Below are 19,209 nucleotides of genomic sequence, written 5' to 3' on the forward strand. Positions count from 1 at the left end.
GCTCCCCTGCCCCGATCCGCGCCCAGGAACCGAAAGCCGTCCGGCTCGTCTCACAGCGCGACCGGGAGCGTCTTCCACAGGTGCGGCCGGTCGGGAGCCGCGCGCAGGGCGGCGAGGACGGCCGGATGCGGTTCGGCGTACAGAATCGGGTAGTCCTCTTCTCCGGACGCCGGGTCCGGGATCCAGGCCAGCCGCTCGCCGTCCAGGGAGAACCGCGCGTCGACGCCCGGTTTGTTCCCGCGGGGGTCCTGCCGGTGCCAGGCACCGTCGAAGCGGACGGCGACCAGGCCGTGGACCGCGTGACCGCCCTCGTCGTCGGCGAGGCGCTGATAGCACAGGGCGGTCGGGATGTCCTCGGCCCGCAGCAGGGCGGCGAGGGCATGCGCCTTTGCGTGACAGATGCCGGTGCCCAGCCGTAGCACGTCGGAGGCCCGCCAGGTGACCCTGAGGTCGCCGGAGTCCTGGGAGTGCGGGATGGCGTCCCGTACGAATTCGTAGGCGGCGCGCGCATACTCATACGAGTCGGCGGCATCCGCCGCCAGGCGCGCGGCCGTCTCCCGCACCACCGGGTGGTGGTGGTCGATTACCTCGTCCGCGGTCAGGTAAGCGGACAGGCCGGCAGTGTTCTGGATCGGCTCCATGCCCGCAGAGCATAGAAATGCGATCACCCGAGAGTCAATGACTTTTCGGATGGCCGCATATCTATGCACACGGGAAGGCTAGTGGGCCATCTCCTCCTTGAGCGCCGCAAGGAACGCGTCGACGTCCTCCTCGGAGGTGTCGAAGGAGCACATCCAGCGCACCACCCCGGCGGCCTCGTCCCAGAAGTAGAAGCGGAACCGCTTCTGCAGGCGCACACTCACGTCGTGCGGGAGCTTGGCAAAGACACCGTTGGCCTGCACCGGGTAGAGGATCTCCACGCCGTGCACCGAACGGACACCCTCGGCGAGCCGCTGGGCCATCTCGTTGCCGTGACGGGCGTTGCGCAGCCACAGGTCCTTGGCGAGCAGCGCCTCCAGCTGCACGGAGACGAAGCGCATCTTGGACGCCAGCTGCATCGACATCTTCCGCAGGTGCTTCATCTTGCGCACCGCGTCCTGGTTGATGACGACCACGGCCTCGCCGAACATCGCGCCGTTCTTCGTCCCGCCCAGGGAGAGGATGTCGACGCCGACCGCGTTGGTGAACGTCCGCATCGGCACGTTCAGGGAGGCGGCCGCGTTGGCTATCCGGGAGCCGTCCAGGTGCACCTTCATGCCGTGCGCGTGGGCGTGCTCGCAGATCGCGCGGATCTCGTCGGGCGTGTAGAGCGTGCCCAGCTCGGTGCTCTGGGTGATCGACACCACCTGCGGCATCGCGCGGTGCTCGTCCTCCCAGCCCCAGGCCTGCCGGTCGATCAGCTCGGGCGTGAGCTTGCCGTCGGGCGTGGGGACGGTGAGCAGCTTCAGGCCGCCCATGCGCTCGGGCGCGCCTCCCTCGTCCACGTTGATGTGCGCGCTCTCCGCGCAGATCACCGCGCCCCAGCGGTCGGTGACCGCCTGGAGAGCGACCACGTTCGCGCCGGTGCCGTTGAAGACCGGGAAGGCCTCCGCGGTGGCACCGAAGTGACCGCGGATGATCCTCTGGAGGTTCTCGGTGTAGTCGTCCTCGCCGTACGCCACCTGATGGCCGCCGTTGGCCAGCGCCAGGGCGGCCATCACCTCCGGGTGCGCCCCGGCGTAGTTGTCACTGGCGAAACCGCGGATCTCCGGGTCGTGATGGCGACGCGCGTCGGTCTTGGGAGGATTCACGGCTTCTCGGTCAGCCACAGACGGATTCCGTTCACTTCGGCGGCGGACTTGCTCCAGACGCCCTCGATGGCCTCGGCCAGGTCCTTGACGTCCGTGAAGCCCGCGAACTTCGCGTTGGGGCGTTCGGCGCGCATCGCGTCGTGCACCAGCGCCTTCACCACCAGGATGGCAGCCGCCGAGCGCGGGCCCTCCGCGCCCTCGGCGATCCCCGCCTTGCGGAAGCCGTCGGCCATGGCGAGCGTCCACGCCTCGGCGGCGGCCTTGGCCGCGGAGTACGCCGCATTGCCGGCCGTCGGCTTCTGCGCGCCGGCGGCGCTGGTGAGGACGTACCGGCCGCGGTCGCTGCGCTGCAGGGCGTCGAAGAAGGCGAGAGACGTGTGCTGGACCGTGCGGACGAGCAGCTTCTCCAGCAGCTCCCAGTCGGCCAGGTCGGTCTCGGTGAACGTCGCGCTGCCGCGCCAGCCGCCGACCAGGTGGACCAGGCCGTCAACGCGGCCGTGGTCCTTCTCGATGCGCGCGGCCCAGTCGCGGGTGGACTGCAGGTCGAGCAGGTCGACCGTCTCGCCGGTGACCGTGGCGCCGCCGCGGGCGTAGCGGGCCGCGTCGACGGCCTCCGCCAGGCGCTCCGGGTTGTTGTCGGCGCCGACGACCACCGCGCCCGCCTCCGCGAGCCGCACCAGCGTCGCGTGTCCGGCGGGTCCGCCCGCGCCGGCCACCGCGATCACCGCACCACTGAGAGACCCGTTCCCCACCATGTTCTTCCCCTTTTGAGCAGTGTGCTTCGGACGGCCGCTCACGCGGCGAGCCGCTCGGCGCTGTCCGCCGTGATGCCCTTGGTCGAGGCGATCACATTCTTCAGCTTCTTGGACAGGGCCTCATAGAACATGCTCAGCGGAAACTCGTCCGGAAGCACGTCGTCCACGAGCTTGCGCGGGGGCTGGGTCAGGTCCAGGGCGTCGGGACCCTTGGCCCACTTCGAGCCGGGGTGCGGGGCGAGGTAGGTGGAGACCAGCTCGTAACCGGCGAACCAGTGCACCAGCTTGGGGCGGTCGATGCCGTCCTTGTAGAGCTTCTCGATGTCGGCGCACAGCTGGTTGGTGACCTGCGGGGCGCGCTCCCAGTCGATGGAGAGCTTGTTGTCGGTCCAGCGGACGACGTCGTGCTTGTGCAGGTAGGCGAAGAGCAGCTGGCCGCCGAGGCCGTCGTAGTTGCGGTTGCGGTCGCCGGTGACCGGGAAGCGGAACATGCGGTCGAAGAGCACCGCGTACTGCACGTCACGGGCCTGCGGGACGCCGTCCGCCTGGAGCTTCACGGCCTCCTTGAAGGCGGTGAGGTCACAGCGCAGCTCCTCCAGGCCGTACATCCAGAACGGCTGGCGCTGCTTGATCATGAACGGGTCGAACGGCAGGTCGCCGTGGCTGTGGGTGCGGTCGTGGACCATGTCCCAGAGCACGAAGGCCTCTTCGCAGCGCTTCTGGTCGTGGACCATCGCGGCGATGTCCTCGGGCAGCTGGAGGCCCAGGATGTCCACGGCGGCGTCGGTGACCCGGCGGAAGCGGGCGGCCTCGCGGTCGCAGAAGATGCCACCCCAGGAGAAACGTTCCGGCGCTTCACGGACGGCGATGGTCTCCGGGAAGAGCACGGCCGAGTTCGTGTCGTAGCCCGAGGTGAAGTCCTCGAAGGTGATGCCGCAGAACAGCGGGTTGTCGTAGCGGGTGCGCTCCAGCTCGGCCAGCCAGTCCGGCCAGACCATGCGCAGCACGACCGCCTCGAGGTTGCGGTCCAGGTTGCCGTTCTGCGTGTACATCGGGAAGACGACCAGGTGCTGCAGGCCGTCCGCGCGGTTCGCGGCGGGCTGGAAGGCCAGCAGGGAGTCCAGGAAGTCCGGCACCCGGAAGCCACCCTCGGCCCAGCGGCGCAGGTCCTTCACGAGGGCCTGGTGGTAGGCGGCGTCATGCGGGACCAGGGAGGAGAGCTGCTCGACCGCGTCGGCGACACGCTCGACCGCCGCCACGGCTTCGGTCTGCTGCGGGGCGCCCTCGGCGGCGAAGTCGATCGATCCGTCCTTCGACTGCCATGGCCGGATCTGCTCCACCGTCTCCTTGAGAACGGGCCAGGACGGGTGCTCGACCACCCTGGTCAGCGAAGAAAGCTGCTCCTCCGCACCGGCCTGCTCAAGAATTTCCATCATGTCCCATCCTTCACGGGAGAACCTCGCGTATGGACACCGTATGCATACCCGGTTTCTCTCAGCAAGAGCCAGGTCGGGAAATTATTCTGTCCGATGCCTTGGTCACCGACATTTTTCCGGCGGTAAACCGTGACGACGCTCACTTCCGCCGAGGGCGAGGTGAGCGCGGCACGTCTGCGACCCGGTGGGTCAAGGCTCACAGGGACTCGCCCACGACAGGGTGACGGCCGGGGCGGATACCGGCCAGTCGCCGCCTGGCTCGAGCCCTCGCACCCCGCGCACATGCGGGTTCATCGCGCGTTCCGGCCGTTAGGCTGCGACCCTGCCGCGCGGACGCCGGGGTCCGGAACGGGGGCCACCGGTCCGCGCGTCGCCGAGCCGCCGTCGACGGAAGCGAGTTGAACCTTGAACTTCCTTACCATCGGTCACCGCGGGGTCATGGGCGTCGAGCCCGAGAACACCCTCCGTTCCTTCGTCGCCGCGCAGCAGGCCGGCCTCGACCTGATCGAACTCGATCTGCATCTGAGCAAGGACGGCGCCCTGGTCGTCATGCACGACACGGACGTGGACCGCACGACCGACGGCTCCGGCCCGATCGCCGAGAAGACCCTCGCCGAGCTGCGCGCCCTGGACGCGGGACGCGGGGAGCGGGTGCCGGTGTTCGAGGAGGTCCTGGAGGCGGTGCGCACGCCGCTGCAGGCCGAGATCAAGGATGTGGCGGCGGCGCGGGCGCTGGCCGAGGTGATGCACGCGCGCGATCTGACCGGGCGGGTGGAGGTGTCCTCGTTCCACGACGAGGCGGTGGCGGAGATCGCGCGCCTGGTGCCCGGTGTGCGCACCGCACTGATCGCGAGCCGGTACGGCACCGAGGTGGTCGACCGCGCCGTCGCCGTGGGCGCCCCGACCGTCTGCCTCAACATCCGCCGGCTCACCCTGGAGATCGTCGAGCGCGCCCGCGCGGCCGGCCTGCGGATCATCGGCTGGGTGGTGAACACCCCGGACCAGCTGCGGCTGGTCCGGGCCCTGGAGCTGGACGGCGCGACGACCGACTACCCGGAGATCAAGCGCACCGGGCGCTTCACGGCGTAGCGCTCGCGCCGACAGGTGCAGGGAGCACGCCGAAACGATCAGGCGAGCTTCTTGACCAGCAGCTCGAACTGGAGGTCGTCGCGCTGCGGGATGCCGAAGCGCTCATCGCCGTACGGGAACGGCGTCATCTTTCCCGTACGGCGGTAGCCGCGGCGCTCGTACCAGGCGATGAGGTCGGTGCGGACCGAGATCACCGTCATGTGCATCTCGGTGACGCCCCAGTCTTCACGGGCCTGGCGCTCCGCCTCCGCCATGACGATCTTGCCGAGGCCTGCGCCCTGCAGGGTCGGGCCGACCGCGAACATGCCGAAGTAGGCGTGGGACCCACGGTGTTCGAGCTGGCAGCAGGCGACGATCCGGCCGTCCTGCTCGACGGTCAGCAGCCGGCTGTCGGGCGACTTGACGACCTCCAGCACGCCTTCGGGGTCGGTCCGCTGTCCGCCCAGGATGTCGGCCTCGGTGGTCCACCCGGCCCGGCTGGAGTCTCCGCGGTACGCCGACTGGATCAGCGCGACCAGGGGTTCGACGTCGGCGTCGGTGGCGTCGCGGAAGGTGAGTCCGATGGCGGGGGTGTCCATGGGCGCGGTCTCCGATCTCGGGCGTGGCTGAGCCAGGGATGAGCGTAACTCTGCCACTACGCTCCACATGCATGGTGCAGGTACTCAGCAGCCGGACACTTCTGCAGCCCACCGATCCCGAGCGGTCCCGTGTCTTCTACGGCGGGCAACTGGGCCTGGCCGTGTACCGGGAGTTCGGTACGGGGCCCGAGCGGGGGACGGTGTACTTCCTGGGCGGTGGCTTTCTGGAGGTCTCCGGCAGGTCCGAGGTTCCGCCCTCGCCCGCCGTGCGGCTGTGGCTCCAGGTGGCGGACGTGACGGCCGCGCACGAGGAGCTGCGGGCGAAGGGCGTGGACATCGTCCGTCCGCCGGTGCGGGAACCCTGGGGCCTGGTGGAGATGTGGATCAACGACCCGGACGGCATCCGGATCGTCCTGGTGGAGGTTCCGGCGGACCATCCGCTGCGGTACCGGCCGGGCATCTGACCCTCTTCGACGGTCCGGGCGGCGCCGCATCGGCCGCCCGGCACACCGTCAGTCCGGCCGGTGTTCCCAGCCCCGGTCGGTGCGGGTCAGTTCACGGAAGCCCGCGGTGCGCAGTCGTGCGATGGCCGTCGCGTCCTCGGCGTCTTCGTAGGCCAGCACCCGGTCCGCCCCGCACAGGTCGAGCCAGTCGGCGGCGTGGCCCAGCAGCAGGTGCTCCCAGCCTTCGCCGCGCCTCTCCGGCCCGACGTACAGATTGCCCACGTCGGCGAGGCCCGCGCCGCGAGCGTGGCGCTCGGGGCGGGCCAGGGAGGTGCCGACCTCGACGAAGGCGACGGCACCCGTGTCCGTGACGGCGGTGAAGCGGGTGCCGCACTCCCCCACCGACCGGTCGACCCGGACTCCGGGGCGCGGCTCGGCCCGCGGCAGGTCGGCGAGTCGGGCGAGGAGGATCACCTCCGTGTGCCCGGTGTGCCGGAAGCCGGCGCGGGCGTAGACGGCACGGACGTGGGGCCAGGTGCGGGGCAGGCCGTACACGGCGGGGGCGGGCAGGTCGCCGGAGGCGCGCCGGACGCGGACGTTCCAGCGGGCGAGCCGGGCCAGGCAGGCGCTCATCAGGAGGTCGGCTGCCTGCTCGGTGGCGGGCCGGAAGGAGGCGGGCGGGTGCCACAGGAACCAGTCGATCTCGCCGGCGTTCCGGTGGTCGGGGCCGACCTCGTCTCCGGCTCGGTAGCGCAGCAGATGTGCCGCCGCGACGACGTGCCCGCGGTCCTCGGCGACGAACGTGACCCGCTCGTCCACCCAAGGATCGGTGACGAACTCGCCGGGCTGCCGTTCGAGGGCGCTCAGCACGGTGTTGACGGACACGCAGACGCCGGGCACGACCGCCGCCACATGGGCGTTCACCAGGTCGGTCAGCTGATCGCGGTCGTCGCGTCGGAAGGGGCGTACCTCGGGCACGGGTGACCTCCGGTCTCGGACGGGTTCGGGAGGGCCGCCGTGCGATGCGGTACGGCGCCGAGCGTACGCCGCACCCGGACCGGTGGGCCACCGGTTTCCCGGATGGCTGCGGCCCGCAGCGGCGGTTAGCGTGCCAGAGGGGGATCCGCTGCGCCCCGGCAGGAAGGAACCGCCATGAAGTTCGACAAGCCGGTGACCGGCGGTCCCTGCTGGACCGAGCTGGGGACGAGCGACCTGGAGGGGGCGAAGCGGTTCTACGCCGAGCTGTTCGGCTGGCGGCCGGAGACCGACCCGCGCCAGGAGGCGGGTGGCTACACGGTGGCGCACCTCGGGGACGCGGCGGTCGCCGCGCTGAGCCCGCTGTACCAGGAGTCCCAGCCGGTGGCGTGGAACGTCTCCTTCGCGGTGGCGGACGCGGACACGGCGGCACGGCGGGTGGAGGAGGCCGGCGGTTCGGTGATCCTCGGCCCGATGGACGTCTTCGACGTGGGCCGGTTCGCGGTGGCTCGCGACCCGGCGGGCGCCGCGTTCCAGCTGTGGCAGGCGCGGTCCTTCCCGGGCGCCGCTCTGTTCAACGCGCCCGGCACGCTGGGCTGGGTGGAGCTGGCGACCCGGGACACCGACCGCGCCCGGGACTTCTACACCACGGTGTTCGGCTGGAGCGTCAACGCCTCGCAGTGGTACACGCAGTGGGGCATCGACGGCGCGGACTTCGGCGGCATGGCCGACATGGGTGACCGGTTCCCGCCCGAGGTGCCGCCGCACTGGATGCCGTACTTCGCGGTCGAGGACGTGGACGAGGCGGCGCAGGTCGCGGCAGGGGCGGGCGGCACGGTCGTCGTGGCCCCCGCGTCGGTGCCGGGCGGACCGCGCATCGCGGTGCTGCGGGATCCGCAGGGGGCGGCGTTCGGGGTGCACCGCGCGGGCGAGGAGGGCTGAGCGGCGGCTTGCCCTGGAGGGCACTCCAGCTCCTAGCGTCGTACGCACCATCTGCTCGGAAGGGAAGCACACGTGCGGTACACGCTGTTCGGACGGACCGGTCTGCGCGTCAGTGAGCTGGCGCTCGGCACGATGACCATCGGCGACGACTCGGGATGGGGCTCCGACAAGGACACCAGCGCCCGGATCGTCGGCGCCTATGCCGACGCGGGCGGCAACTTCGTCGACACCGCGAACAACTACGCCTCGGGCAACTCGGAACGCATCCTCGGCGAGCTGCTCGACGGGCGCCGTGACCGGTTCGTGCTGGCGAGCAAGTACACCTGCGGCACCCGCGACGGTGACCCCAACTCCGCGGGAAATCACCGCAAGAACCTCGTGCAGTCGGTCGAGGACAGCCTGCGGCGGCTGCGCACGGACCGGCTCGACGTGCTGTGGGTGCACGCCCGCGACAACTTCACCCCGGTGGAGGAGGTGATGCGTGGCCTGGACGACGTCGTGCGCAGCGGCAAGGTGCTGTACCTGGGGGTGTCGGACTGGCCGGCGTGGGAGATCGCCCAGGGCAACACCCTGGCCGAGCTGCGCGGCTGGACGTGCTTCGCGGGCTCGCAGCTGCGCTACAGCCTGCTGGAGCGCACCCCGGAACGCGAACTCCTGCCGCAAGCACGGGCGTTCGACCTCACGGTGTTCGCCTGGGCGCCGCTGGCGGCGGGCCTGCTCACCGGGAAGTACCGGCGCGGGGAGCCGGGCCGGCTGGACGCGGCCGGGAAGAAGCCGGAGGCCTGGAAGGAGGACGTCATCAGCGCGGTTCTGGACATCGCCGGGCAGGGCGGCTGGAGTCCGGCGCAGGTGGCCCTTGCCTGGCTGCTGGGCCGGCCGGGGAACGTCGTACCGATCGTCGCCGCGACGAAACCGGAGCAGCTGACCGACAACCTGGCGAGCACCGGCGTCCGGCTGGACGCGGACGCGGTGGCGCGGCTGGACGAGGTGAGCGCGATCCCGCTGGGCTTCCCGCACGACTTCCTGCGGGAGCCGGCCGTCACCCGCAACGTCTACGGCGACCGCTGGCCGGACATCGAGGACCGCCGCTCCACCTACCGCCGCACGGCGCACGACGTGCTCTAGCCGACCGCGGCTCCCCGGGCCCACGGGACGCCCGGGCGGCCGTGGATCGCTGATCCGCGGCACTCCACCCGCCCGGGGATCGGCAGGGCCGCGGGCGCACTCCAGCCCGTCCGGGCACACGGGGGCGGGTGGTGCTTCAGCCGCCGGCGAGCCGGCAGGCCCGCGGGGGCGCTTCAGGCGTCCGGGGATCGGCAGGGCCGCGGGCGTGGATCTTCGGTCGGCCGGGGGTCTACGCCCGCAGTGCGTGTGGCTGGGCTTCCAGGCGGCTGAGCAACTCGGAGAGCAGGCCGGCGAGTTCGCTCTGGCCGTCGGCGGGCAGGACGGACAGCACAGAAGTCTCGTAGGCGAGTTGCTCGGGGAGGATGCCGTCGACGAGGTCACGGCCGGCGTCGGTGAGGCGGAGGTGGGCCACGCGGCGGTCACGGGTGTCACCCCGGCGTTCGACCAGGCCGCGCTCGGTCAGCTGCTTGAGCCGCTTGGTGACGGCGGCCCCGGAGGAGAACGTCTCGCGGGCCAGCTCCCCCGGCGTCAGTTCGTGGCCGGTGCGGCGCAGCGCGCCGAGCAGATCGAACTCGGGGCGGCTGAGGCCGGCCCGGCGCAGCGGAGCGTCCTCGGTCTGCTGGAGCAGGGCGGCGCAGCGGTTGATCCGGCCGATGATCTCCATGGGACCGGTGTCCAGCTCCGGGTGGACGGCCCGCCACTGGCGGACGACGGCGGCGACGGTGTCGCTCCGCGCAGGGTCGGTACCGGCCCCCGGCCGGGTACCGGTCGCGTCGCTTCCGGGCGTCGGTCCGCCGTTCGTCCCCGTCATGGCCGTATGTCCTCCGTCGTCCTGTCCGGGTCCGGGTCCTGGACCCGGTCCTGCGGTACGAGCCCCTGACGCCGTACCGTCGCCGCGAGCGTACGGTGTCCGGACTGTTCGGTGAGCACGACCCGCTCCTCGGGCAGCGCGCGCTGCCACCACTCGCCGGACGCGGCGTCGGCCGTGGCGCGCAGGTCGACCAGGGCGGCGGCCAGGGTACGGCGGGCGGACTCCAGGGCGCGCGGCGCCGGGTGCGGCCCGGCGAGCAGGCGGGCGGCGTTCTCACGGGCGCGTTCCGCCGCGCTCAGCACGTGTTCCAGGCGGTCGCCCGCACGCCGGTTGGTGACGGCGACGGCGGCGACGAAGCCGACCACCGCACCGACGAGGGTGTCCGCGACCCGTTCGGTGATCAGCTCGCCCGGGTCCTGGGTATGTGCGAACTCGGTGATGAGCAGGGCCATCGGGGTGACGCACACGCTGCCGAGCCAGTAGTTGCGGCCGATCAGGGCCTCGGCGCCGAAGTTGAAGGCGAGGCAGCACAGCACCAGGGCCGCAGGGTGCAGGCCGGCGAGCGGGGCGACCGCGGCGAAGACGAGGACTCCGACGAGGTTGCCGACGACGCGCTGGACGCCCCGGCTCCAGGTGAGGGTGACGTTGGCCTGGTAGAGGGAGGCCGCGGTGACCAGCGCCCAGTACGGACGGCCGACGCCGAGAGCGAGGGAGGCGTATCCGGCGAGGGCACAGCCGATCGCGGTGCGTGCGGCGAGCGGGGCGAAGGGGGCGAGGCGGTGCCGGAGCGGCCGGCGCGGTACGGCGCGTTCGGCTGCCGCACCGACGAGTGCGCCGGCACGGTCGCGCGGCTGCTCGACGCGCGGGACCGGGCCCGTGCCGCGCAGCTCGCGGGCCCAGGCGCGCAGCCGGGCGGGGTCGGTGCCGGCGGGTGCGGCGAGGGCGGCTTCGGCGCGGACGAGGAGTTGTTCGAGGGCGCGCCGGGTCCGGTCGGGGCGGGCCCCGGCGGCGAGCAGCGACTGCCGGGCGGCGTGGACGGCGGCGGCGCTCGCGGCCCGCGCCCGGGCATGGCCGTCGGCGGTGCCGCGGGTGTCGGCGTACGCGGCGGCGGCGTTCAGGGCCTGGGCGGTGGCACGGCGCTCGGGGCCGTGCGGGCGGAGCAGACCGGGCGCCATGCCGACCAGCCAGGCCCAGGCCCCAGCGGCCAGGGCAAGCCCGACGTGTCCGGGAACCTGGCCGAGGGACTGCGGGGCGAAGAGCGAGGCGGAGCTGATGAAGGTGAGGACCACACTGCCGGGCGGCCCGATGCGGGTGGCGTCGCACGCGGTCTTCTGCAGGGCCGCGAGGGCGGCGCCGACGGTGACCAGGACGACGGCGTCCGTGGTGAGCGACGCGGCGAACAGGGCGACGGCGAGGCCGCCGACCATGCCGAGCACCACCCGGGCGAGGGCGCGGGCCCGGGCGGGGTAGGGCCGGTTGTGGCCGTACAGCGCGCACAGCGATCCGGCCATCGTGTACATGGCGAGGTCGAGGCGGCCGAGCGACAGCAGCGTCAGGTTGGGCGGGGCGACCGCGGCGACCGCGCTGAGCGCAGGCTTGAACCAGATGTCGGAGGGCCGCCCGAGGCGGAGCACTCCGGCGAGGGGAAGACGGTGGGCGATCGCACTGCTCATACCATCAATTTAACATGTGTTTTACTAGTAAAATGAACCTGCTGGGGGGGTGCACCGACGGACCACACTCCCCCGCATGCTCCCCGTGTACACCCTTGCGCTCGCGTACGCCCCGTCCGCCCTGGGCATCGCATCCCTGGACCGACTGTCGAACGGGGAGGTGCGCGTGCACGGACCGGCGTCGGCAGCCTGGCTGCTGGTCGCGCTGTGTACGGCGACCGGGGCCTATTGCCTGCTGCGGATGCGCAGCGCCGTCGAGGAGCAGCGCCGGGCCGCGGGCGGCGAGGCACTGATGGGCTTCGGCATGGCCGTGATGGCCGTGCCGGCGGCGGTGTTCACGCCACCGCGATGGGCCTGGCCCCTCTACGCGGCCGTGTTCGCCGCGGGAGCACTGCGCACGCTGTGGACCGCGCGGGGCGGCCCGCACCACCTGCACCACCTGGTGGGCAGCTCCACGATGGTGTACATGGCCGTGGCGATGGCCGTGTCCCCGCCCGCCGAGGCCCACCATGCGCACGGCGGCAACGGCGTACCGCCGGTGACCGGCGCGCTCCTGCTGTACTTCGCCGGTTATGTGCTGCTCTCCGGCGTCCGACTGGTGCCGGCCGCCGCCACGGCCGCCGGGTCCGTACCGGCCCGCTGGGGTGACCGCCCCGAGGTGTCCCGGGCGTGCCGGCTGGCGATGGGGATCGGCATGGTGGCGATGCTCCTGGCGATGTGAGCCCCGGTTCCGGAACGTACACGTCGATTGCGTCACTTCGGTGCGGCGGAACGTACCGCTGAGCGGCCCTGCACTCATAGGGTGCTGACCATGATGGTCCCCGTGGCCCTGCTGCTGCTCGGCGCCCTGACCGCCGTCGTCGCCCCGCGGCTGCTCGCCCGGGCGGACTGGCCGGACCGTGAACCGGTCGTCGCCCTCTGGGTGTGGCAGTGCGTCGTGGCCGCCGTCCTGCTGTGCTGCGCCTTGTCGATGACGCTCAGCGCGGCGGCGGCCTGGCAGGCGGTACGCGGGCATGTGTTCGCCACGGCCCCGCGCACGGTCGTGGACGCGTACGCCCTCGGCACCGCCGGTCCCTGGGCGGCGCCCACCGCCGTACTGCTCGCCTCCGGCGGGCTGTGGACCCTGGCGATGCTGGTGCGCGAGGTCGTACGCGCCCGGGTGCGGCGGCGCACGCGACGGGCCGGACTCCTCGTGCGGGCACCGCTGTTGCCCGGCGAGGAGCGGGTGAGCGGCCGCCTCGTGGTACTGGAGGGCGGGCGCCCCGACGCCTGGTGGCTGTCCGGTACGGCACCGCAGCTGGTCATCACCACGGCTGCGCTGCGCCGCCTGAAAGGGCGTCAGCTGGAGGCGCTCCTCGCCCACGAGCAGGGGCATGCACAGGCACGGCACGACTGGCTGCTGCACTGCTCGGCCGCGCTCGCGAGCGGCTTCCCTCAGGTCCCGGTGTTCGCCGCGTTCCGCGACGAGATGCACCGGCTGGTCGAACTGGCCGCCGACGACACGGCCTCCCGCCGTTTCGGCCGGCTGACGACGGCCCTCGCCCTCGTCGAACTCAACGAGGAGCGGGGCGTGTTCGGCCCGGGTCCGGCCCCGCAGGCGCACGTACCGCAGCGCGTGCACCGCCTGCTGACCGCCCCGGACCGGCTCCCGGCACGGCATCGCCTACGGCTGACGGCCACCGCCGCGCTGGTTCCGGTGATCCCGGTGCTGGTGGCGCTGGTGCCCGGGCTGCGGGCACTGAGCTGACACGGTCAGGGCACCCCGGACCACCCGCCACGCCGGGCTTGGCCACGTCGGCCGCATCGACAAAGATCGCGGCATGCACCATCGGCCCCCTGAACCCCCGCGCCCGCCCTCGTCGCCACCCCCTCCCGCCTCTCCGCCCCCTCCTTCTCCGCCCCTTCCACCCTCTTCACCCCCTCCCTCCTCACCGTCCCCCCGCCGGCCGACGCTCCGCACGGTCGCCCTCGTGGCCGCCGCACTCGGGCTCGGTTCCGTGGTGTTGCTGATCCTGGTCGCGGTTCGCTGGCATCCGCTGCTGGGCATGGACGGCGACATCTCCCGCACGACCCACCGCTGGGCGGTCCACGACCGCGAGGTCACGGACGTCTTCAGGATCCTGACCGACTGGGTGTGGGACCCGCTCACCATGCGCCTGGTGTGCGCGGTGGCCGCGGTGTGGCTGGTCTGGCGCCGCGCGGCCTGGTGGTCGGCCCTGTGGCTGGGGGCCGCCTGCGCGGTGACCGCGGTCGTGCAGCAGTCGGTGAAGGCCGCCGTCGGCCGCCCCCGCCCGGTCTGGCCGGACCCCGTCGACTCCGCCCACTACGCGGCCTTCCCGTCCGGGCACGCGATGACCGCCACCGTGGTGTGCGGCCTGCTGCTCTGGCTGTTGCACCGCTGCGGCCCGGGCCGTGCCGTGTGGCGTACGGCCGTGGCGGCGGCGCTGGTCTCGGTGGTCGGGGTGGGCGTGACCCGGGTGTGGCTGGGCGTCCACTGGCCCTCGGACGTGCTGGGCGGCTGGCTGTTCGGCGCGCTGGTGGTGGCTCTGGCGGTGATGGCCCACGAGTGGCCGCTGCGCGGCCGGGCGGAGCCACCGGCGGACCATCGCGGGTAGAGCCCCGGCATGGCTGCCGTGCTCTTCGGCTTCTCCGGGACGCTGTTCCGCATCGAGTCCGCCGAGCCATGGCTGCGTGCGGTACCGACCGGGACCGGCCACGTCCTGCCCGAGCCCGAACTCATCAGGGCCGCGTATGAACCGAGCGAGCCGCCGGGGTGTTTCCCCCGCACCGTCCGTCTGAGACGATCCCCCGTGTCGCCCCAGACGGACGGCCGTTGCGGGCAGCCCCTGGACAGGGGAACGCCCGGTGCGCTGAGTATAGTTGGCTGACAGCCAGTCAACGCAGGAGTTACAGGATGTCCCCGCGCAGCGCCTCGGTCAATGAAGAATTGCGGCGGCGTTCCCGGGAACGGCTGCTGCAGGCGGCCGTCGAGCTGGTCGGTCAGCGCGGGTTCGAGGCCACGACGCTGGGCGACATCGCGGACCGGGCCGGTTCGGCTCGCGGGCTGGTGTCGTACTACTTCCCCGGCAAGCGCCAGTTGGTGCAGTCGGCCGTGCACCGGCTGATGCACCGCACACTGGAGGAGGCCCTGGAGCGGGAGCCGTGCACCGAGGACGGCCGGGAGCGGCTGGCCCGGGCCATCGACGCGGTGCTGGGGCTCGCCCGGGCCCAGCCGGTGCTGATGCGCCAGCACATGGCGGGACTGCTCCAGGCCGAGGGCTTCGTGCAGTGCCCGGAACAGCGCCGGCTGTCGGAGCTGCTCGGCGACACCGTCGCCCGGTACGGCTCGCAGAACGTCTCGGCCGACTATCCGATGCTGCGGGCTCTGCTGATGGGCGCGGTGTACGCGGTACTGGTGCCGGGCGTTCCCATGCCCGTTCCGGTGCTGCGGGCCGAGCTGTTCGAGCGGTACGGACTCGACTGGGAGCTGGGCGTGCCACCGGAGAGCGCCTCGGACGCGGGGCCGCGGGAGCAGGATCTGTCCCGGTTCTTCGCCACGGAGGAACGCCCCGGCAGCACCCTCTGACCGGGGTGCTCCGCCCGCTCAGCGGCGCGCGTGACGGGGTGTCAGGTAGCCGGCGTCCCGCGCCTGGGCGATCAGCTGGAGGGCGCGCCGGCGGCTGTGTCCGGTCGCGCTCATCACGGCGAGCACCGGATCCGTGCCGCCCTGCTGTGCCGTGCGGTACTCCTGCGCCACGAGCCGGCGGCCCTCGATGCCAGGGGGCCAGGCCGGCCGGGCACGCCGGGCGCCCTGGCAGCCGGCGTCCGGTCCGGGGCCGCGCCCAGCCGTCGGGCCTCGGCTCTCCGTCCCGGCTCGGCCGTCCTCCTGCACGGTCGCACCGCACGCCTCGAACAGGGGCCCCTCGATCCAGTCGGCGAGCACCGTCAGATCGGCGAGGGACAGGGCCGGCTGGGCCTTGACGTCCTCGATGGACACGCATTCCTCGTTCACCACGGCCAAGGCGTCGACCCGGGCGCCGTCGGGGAAGGCCAGCCTGACCTGGAACCAGGAGGTGGCACCCCCCTGGTCCCGCACCTTCCACGCGGGCCGCACGGACACCGTGCCGTCCTCCGCGCCCCGATCGGAAAGATTAAGAAACGATGCTTCCAGCACACACGCAACGTAACCGCATGATCACACTCCATCTGGATGGACACGCGCCCGCGTCACCCCGCCGGCCCCTGCCCCAGCGGGCCCGGCGGTGCCATGCTGGAGCCGTCCGCACACCTCCCTCCTTGGGGCAAGGAGTACCGCCGTGCTGCGTGTCGCCGTCGTGGGTTCCGGGCCGAGCGGGTGTTACACCGCCCAGAGCCTGGTACAGCGTGATCCCCAGGTCTGCGTGGACGTCCTGGACCGGCTGCCGTGCCCGTACGGCCTGGTCCGCTACGGCGTCGCGCCCGACCACGAGAAGATCAAGTCCCTGCAGGGCAGCCTGCGCGGCGTGCTGGAGCACGAGCGGGTGCGGTTCCTCGGCGGGGTGCGGGTGGGCGGCGGACCCGGCGGTCTGCCGGTGGAACGGCTGAGGGGGCTCTACCACGCGGTGGTGTACTGCGTGGGCGCCGCCACCGACCGCAAGCTCGGCATTCCCGGCGAGGATTTGCCGGGCAGCTGGTCGGCGACCGAGTTCGTCTCCTGGTACAGCGCACACCCGGACGCGCCCGACGCGGGCTTCCTGCGCGGGGTGCGGTCGGCGGTGGTCATCGGGGTGGGCAACGTCGCCGTGGACGTCGCCCGCATGCTGGTCCGGGGCGCGGCGGAGCTGCGTCCGACGGACATTCCGCAGGCGGCACTGGACACGCTGGCCGCGAGCGGGATCTGTGAGGTGCACATGGTGGGCCGGCGCGGACCCGCACAGGCCCGCTTCACCACCAAGGAGCTGCGTGAGCTGGGCGGGCTGCCCGGTACGCACGTCACCGTGGAGGAGGCCGAGCTGGCGCTGGACCCGGGCGATCCGGGCGCGCTGCCGGCCGTGCAGCGCCGCAACGTGGAGGTGCTGCGCGACTGGGCGGCGCGGCCCGCCACGACGGCCACCCGGCAGATCCGGCTGCGGTTCTTCCTGCGGCCGGTGGAGCTGCTGGAGGACGGGGGCCGGGTGGGGGCCGTCCGCTTCGAACGGACGGTGCCGGACGGTCAGGGCGGTGTGACGGGCACCGGGCGGTACGAGGACGTGCCCACGCAGCTGGTCCTGCGCTCGGTGGGCTATCGCGGGGTGCCCCTGGAGGGGCTGCCCTTCGACCCGGCGAGCGGCACCATCCCGCACCAGGAGGGCCGTGTCCTGCGGGACGGTGTGCCCTCCCCCGGCGAGTACGTCGCCGGATGGATCAAGCGCGGCCCCACGGGTGTCATCGGCACCAACCGGCCCTGCGCCAAGGAGACGGTGACCTCGCTGCTGGCGGACGCCACCGCACTCGGCGACGCGGACCTGCCGGCCGATCCGGTCGCGGCCCTGCGGGCGGCCGGCATCGCACCCGTGCCCTGGGACGGGTGGCTGGCGATCGAGCGGGCCGAGGCCGAACTCGGGGCGCGGCTGGGCCGGAGCGTGGTCAAGCTGGCCGACTGGGACACCCTGCTCGGTGCGGCTCGGGTGTCGTAGAGCACGGGGAGTGGCCGGCGGCCGGGCGGGCAGGACGCACACCGGCAACAGACGGGAAATCGACACATCGTTCCATGCCCTTACGGTCTTGTGCTGTTCGGATGCCGCACCCTCGGCCCGCCGCTCTGGAGTCCCCATGGCCACGACCTCAGCCGTGCACCCGGTCGACGAGGTTCCACCCGTACGCCAACTGGCCGCCTTCGGGCTGCAGCATGTGCTCGCGATGTACGCGGGAGCCGTCGCCGTGCCACTGATCGTGGGCGGCGCGATGAAGCTGTCACCTGCCGACCTGGCGTACCTGATCACCGCCGATCTGCTGGTGTGCGGGGTCGCCACGCTGATCCAGTGCATCGGATTCTGGCGGTTCGGGGTCCGGCTGCCGATCATGCAGGGCTGCACGTTCGCCGCCGTGTCCCCGATGGTGCTCATCGGGACGACGGGCGGCGGACTGCCCGCGATCTACGGCTCGGTGATCGTCGCCGGGCTCGCGATCGTGTTGCTCGCGCCGGTGTTCGGCAGGCTGCTGCGCTACTTTCCGCCCCTCGTGACCGGCACGGTGATCCTGATCATCGGGGTCTCACTGCTGCCGGTCGCGGGCAACTGGGCGGCGGGCGGCGCCGGCGCGAAGGACTTCGGCGAGCCGGAGAACCTGGCGCTGGCGGGCTTCGTGCTGGCGGTGGTGCTGGCCGTGCAGCGGTTCACGCCCGCGTTCCTCTCCCGGATCGCCGTACTGGCCGGCATCGCGGTCGGCCTGGCGGTCGCCGTACCGTTGGGGTTCACCGACTTCGGCGGGGTCCGGGACGCCCGCTGGGTGGGCATCAGCACGCCGTTCCACTTCGGTGCGCCGGAGTTCCGGGCGTCCGCGATCGTGTCGATGCTGGTGGTGGCCTTGGTGACGATGACCGAGACGACCGGTGACCTGATCGCCGTGGGCGAGCTGACCGGGCGCAGGGTCGAGCCGCGCCCGCTGGCCGACGGGCTGCGCGCGGACGGCCTGTCGACGGTGCTGGGCGGGGTGTTCAACACCTTCCCGTACACGGCGTACGCGCAGAACGTGGGTCTGGTCGGCATGACCCGGGTGCGCAGCCGCTGGGTGGTCGCCGCGGCCGGCGGGATGCTGGTGGTGCTCGGGCTGCTGCCCAAGCTGGGTGCGGTGGTCGCGGCGATTCCGGCGCCGGTGCTCGGCGGGGCCGGGCTGGTGATGTTCGGGACGGTGGCCGCGAGCGGTCTGCGGACGCTGGCCCGGGTCGACTTCCAGGGCAATCACAACCTGACGGTGGTGGCTGTTTCGGTGGCGATCGGCATGCTGCCGGTGGGGGTGCCCACCGTGTACGCGAAGTTCCCGGACTGGTTCCAGACGGTGATGAACAGCGGCATCAGCGCGGGGTGCCTGGCCGCCATCGCGCTGAACCTGCTCTTCAACCACCGTCCGGCCAAGCGCCGCCCGGTCGCCGCCGACGGTGGTTCAGCCGACGCCGGCGAGTCGGCCGGCCTGCCGCTCGGCGGCGGTCAGCAGGCTGTCGAGCAGCCCCGGGAAGAGGACGTCTAGATCGTCCCGGCGCAGGCCGTTCATCTTGGCCGTGCCCCGGTAGACCTGCCGGATCACCCCGCTCTCGCGCAGCACCCGGAAGTGGTGCGTGGTGGTGGACTTGGTCACCGGCAGCTCGAACTGCGAGCAGCTCAACTCCCCTTCCTGGGCTGCGAGTTCGCGCACGATCTGCAGCCGCATCGGGTCGGAGAGCGCATGCAGCAGGGGCTCCAGCCGGATCTCCTCCCGCTCCGGGTGCGGCAGCGCGCGGCCGGTGGTGGCGGTGTCGGTCACGGCGGCTGCCTTTCGTCACGGAATCTCTCGGCCGTCCTCCATTGTACGAGGGGCATCGTAGTTTGACACTCCTCGTACTACGAGAGGTACCGTACAAGTCCATCAGCGGTCCCTGA

General features: G+C 72.3%; 20 protein-coding genes. 10 read left to right on the forward strand and 10 right to left on the reverse strand.

Going from position 1 to position 19,209, the window contains the following annotated elements:
* Positions 1-50: 50 nt before the first annotated feature.
* The 4 genes from ACZ4SF_RS26725 to ACZ4SF_RS26740 form a co-directional block, all read right to left on the reverse strand.
* Positions 51-641, reverse strand: coding sequence for a transglutaminase domain-containing protein (locus ACZ4SF_RS26725; protein WP_468388852.1), 591 nt, complete (start codon positions 639-641; stop codon positions 51-53).
* 78 nt (positions 642-719) lie between these two features.
* A complete protein-coding gene (locus ACZ4SF_RS26730; RefSeq protein WP_468388854.1) occupies positions 720-1,790 on the reverse strand; it encodes a threonine aldolase family protein in 1,071 nt (356 codons plus the stop codon).
* Positions 1,787-2,545 (reverse strand): SDR family NAD(P)-dependent oxidoreductase, encoded by a 759-nt coding sequence (locus ACZ4SF_RS26735; protein ID WP_468388856.1) that lies wholly within the window; start codon positions 2,543-2,545, stop codon positions 1,787-1,789. Before ACZ4SF_RS26735 ends, ACZ4SF_RS26730 begins: the two co-directional genes overlap by 4 nt.
* Positions 2,546-2,583: 38 nt before the next feature.
* A complete protein-coding gene (locus ACZ4SF_RS26740) occupies positions 2,584-3,981 on the reverse strand; it encodes a DUF6421 family protein (protein WP_468388858.1) in 1,398 nt (465 codons plus the stop codon).
* A gap of 405 nt (positions 3,982-4,386) precedes the next feature.
* On the opposite strand from ACZ4SF_RS26740, the gene ACZ4SF_RS26745 reads away from it, so the two are divergent.
* Positions 4,387-5,070 carry a glycerophosphodiester phosphodiesterase gene (locus ACZ4SF_RS26745; RefSeq protein WP_468388860.1) on the forward strand — a complete coding sequence of 228 codons (684 nt, stop codon included), beginning with the start codon at positions 4,387-4,389 and terminating at the stop codon, positions 5,068-5,070.
* 38 nt (positions 5,071-5,108) lie between these two features.
* Here ACZ4SF_RS26745 and ACZ4SF_RS26750 read toward each other — a convergent pair whose 3' ends face one another.
* Positions 5,109-5,648: a GNAT family N-acetyltransferase gene (locus ACZ4SF_RS26750; protein ID WP_468388862.1), complete on the reverse strand. Its 540-nt coding sequence runs from the start codon at positions 5,646-5,648 to the stop codon at positions 5,109-5,111.
* Between the two features lie 71 nt (positions 5,649-5,719).
* On the opposite strand from ACZ4SF_RS26750, the gene ACZ4SF_RS26755 reads away from it, so the two are divergent.
* The gene (locus ACZ4SF_RS26755) at positions 5,720-6,112 is read left to right on the forward strand and encodes a VOC family protein (RefSeq protein WP_468388864.1); all 393 of its coding nucleotides are present in this window, start codon (positions 5,720-5,722) and stop codon (positions 6,110-6,112) included.
* Between the two features lie 48 nt (positions 6,113-6,160).
* On the opposite strand, the gene ACZ4SF_RS26760 is transcribed toward ACZ4SF_RS26755, so the two are convergent.
* On the reverse strand, positions 6,161-7,069 hold the full coding sequence (locus tag ACZ4SF_RS26760; RefSeq protein WP_468388866.1) for an N-acetyltransferase: 909 nt from the start codon (positions 7,067-7,069) through the stop codon (positions 6,161-6,163).
* Between the two features lie 174 nt (positions 7,070-7,243).
* On the opposite strand from ACZ4SF_RS26760, the gene ACZ4SF_RS26765 reads away from it, so the two are divergent.
* Positions 7,244-8,008 carry a VOC family protein gene (locus ACZ4SF_RS26765; protein WP_468388868.1) on the forward strand — a complete coding sequence of 255 codons (765 nt, stop codon included), beginning with the start codon at positions 7,244-7,246 and terminating at the stop codon, positions 8,006-8,008.
* A 72-nt stretch (positions 8,009-8,080) separates the two neighbouring features.
* Positions 8,081-9,133: an aldo/keto reductase gene (locus ACZ4SF_RS26770; RefSeq protein WP_468388870.1), complete on the forward strand. Its 1,053-nt coding sequence runs from the start codon at positions 8,081-8,083 to the stop codon at positions 9,131-9,133.
* Between the two features lie 229 nt (positions 9,134-9,362).
* Here ACZ4SF_RS26770 and ACZ4SF_RS26775 read toward each other — a convergent pair whose 3' ends face one another.
* Together ACZ4SF_RS26775 and ACZ4SF_RS26780 are read right to left on the reverse strand one after the other, a co-directional pair.
* The gene (locus ACZ4SF_RS26775) at positions 9,363-9,944 is read right to left on the reverse strand and encodes a MarR family winged helix-turn-helix transcriptional regulator (RefSeq protein WP_468388872.1); all 582 of its coding nucleotides are present in this window, start codon (positions 9,942-9,944) and stop codon (positions 9,363-9,365) included.
* Entirely contained in the window at positions 9,941-11,617 is a 1,677-nt protein-coding gene (locus ACZ4SF_RS26780; protein WP_468388873.1) for an FUSC family protein, read from the reverse strand. Before ACZ4SF_RS26780 ends, ACZ4SF_RS26775 begins: the two co-directional genes overlap by 4 nt.
* Before the next feature lie 166 nt (positions 11,618-11,783).
* Between ACZ4SF_RS26780 and ACZ4SF_RS26785 the strand changes: the two genes are divergently transcribed.
* The 4 genes from ACZ4SF_RS26785 (at position 11,784) to ACZ4SF_RS26800 (ending at position 15,203) form a co-directional block, all read left to right on the forward strand.
* On the forward strand, positions 11,784-12,338 hold the full coding sequence (locus tag ACZ4SF_RS26785; protein ID WP_468389073.1) for a DUF5134 domain-containing protein: 555 nt from the start codon (positions 11,784-11,786) through the stop codon (positions 12,336-12,338).
* Positions 12,339-12,428: 90 nt separating this feature from the next.
* Positions 12,429-13,364, forward strand: a complete 936-nt coding sequence (locus tag ACZ4SF_RS26790) for a M56 family metallopeptidase (protein WP_468388875.1) — start codon at positions 12,429-12,431, stop codon at positions 13,362-13,364.
* Positions 13,365-13,587: 223 nt separating this feature from the next.
* The gene (locus ACZ4SF_RS26795; protein ID WP_468388877.1) at positions 13,588-14,232 is read left to right on the forward strand and encodes a phosphatase PAP2 family protein; all 645 of its coding nucleotides are present in this window, start codon (positions 13,588-13,590) and stop codon (positions 14,230-14,232) included.
* 299 nt (positions 14,233-14,531) lie between these two features.
* Positions 14,532-15,203 (forward strand): TetR/AcrR family transcriptional regulator, encoded by a 672-nt coding sequence (locus tag ACZ4SF_RS26800; protein ID WP_468388879.1) that lies wholly within the window; start codon positions 14,532-14,534, stop codon positions 15,201-15,203.
* Between the two features lie 18 nt (positions 15,204-15,221).
* Here the strand turns inward: ACZ4SF_RS26800 and ACZ4SF_RS26805 are convergent, their stop codons facing one another.
* Entirely contained in the window at positions 15,222-15,737 is a 516-nt protein-coding gene (locus ACZ4SF_RS26805) for a DUF6214 family protein (RefSeq protein ID WP_468388881.1), read from the reverse strand.
* Between the two features lie 196 nt (positions 15,738-15,933).
* On the opposite strand from ACZ4SF_RS26805, the gene ACZ4SF_RS26810 reads away from it, so the two are divergent.
* Both ACZ4SF_RS26810 and ACZ4SF_RS26815 read left to right on the forward strand, forming a co-directional pair.
* A complete protein-coding gene (locus ACZ4SF_RS26810; RefSeq protein ID WP_468388883.1) occupies positions 15,934-17,271 on the forward strand; it encodes an FAD-dependent oxidoreductase in 1,338 nt (445 codons plus the stop codon).
* Positions 17,272-17,407: 136 nt separating this feature from the next.
* Complete coding sequence (locus ACZ4SF_RS26815) at positions 17,408-18,820, forward strand: nucleobase:cation symporter-2 family protein (protein WP_468388885.1); 1,413 nt, start codon at positions 17,408-17,410, stop codon at positions 18,818-18,820.
* On the opposite strand, the gene ACZ4SF_RS26820 is transcribed toward ACZ4SF_RS26815, so the two are convergent.
* Positions 18,737-19,093 (reverse strand): ArsR/SmtB family transcription factor, encoded by a 357-nt coding sequence (locus tag ACZ4SF_RS26820; RefSeq protein WP_468388887.1) that lies wholly within the window; start codon positions 19,091-19,093, stop codon positions 18,737-18,739. The genes ACZ4SF_RS26815 and ACZ4SF_RS26820 overlap by 84 nt on opposite strands.
* Positions 19,094-19,209 lie beyond the last annotated feature (116 nt).

The organism is Streptomyces sp. NPDC027663 (genome assembly GCF_055566415.1).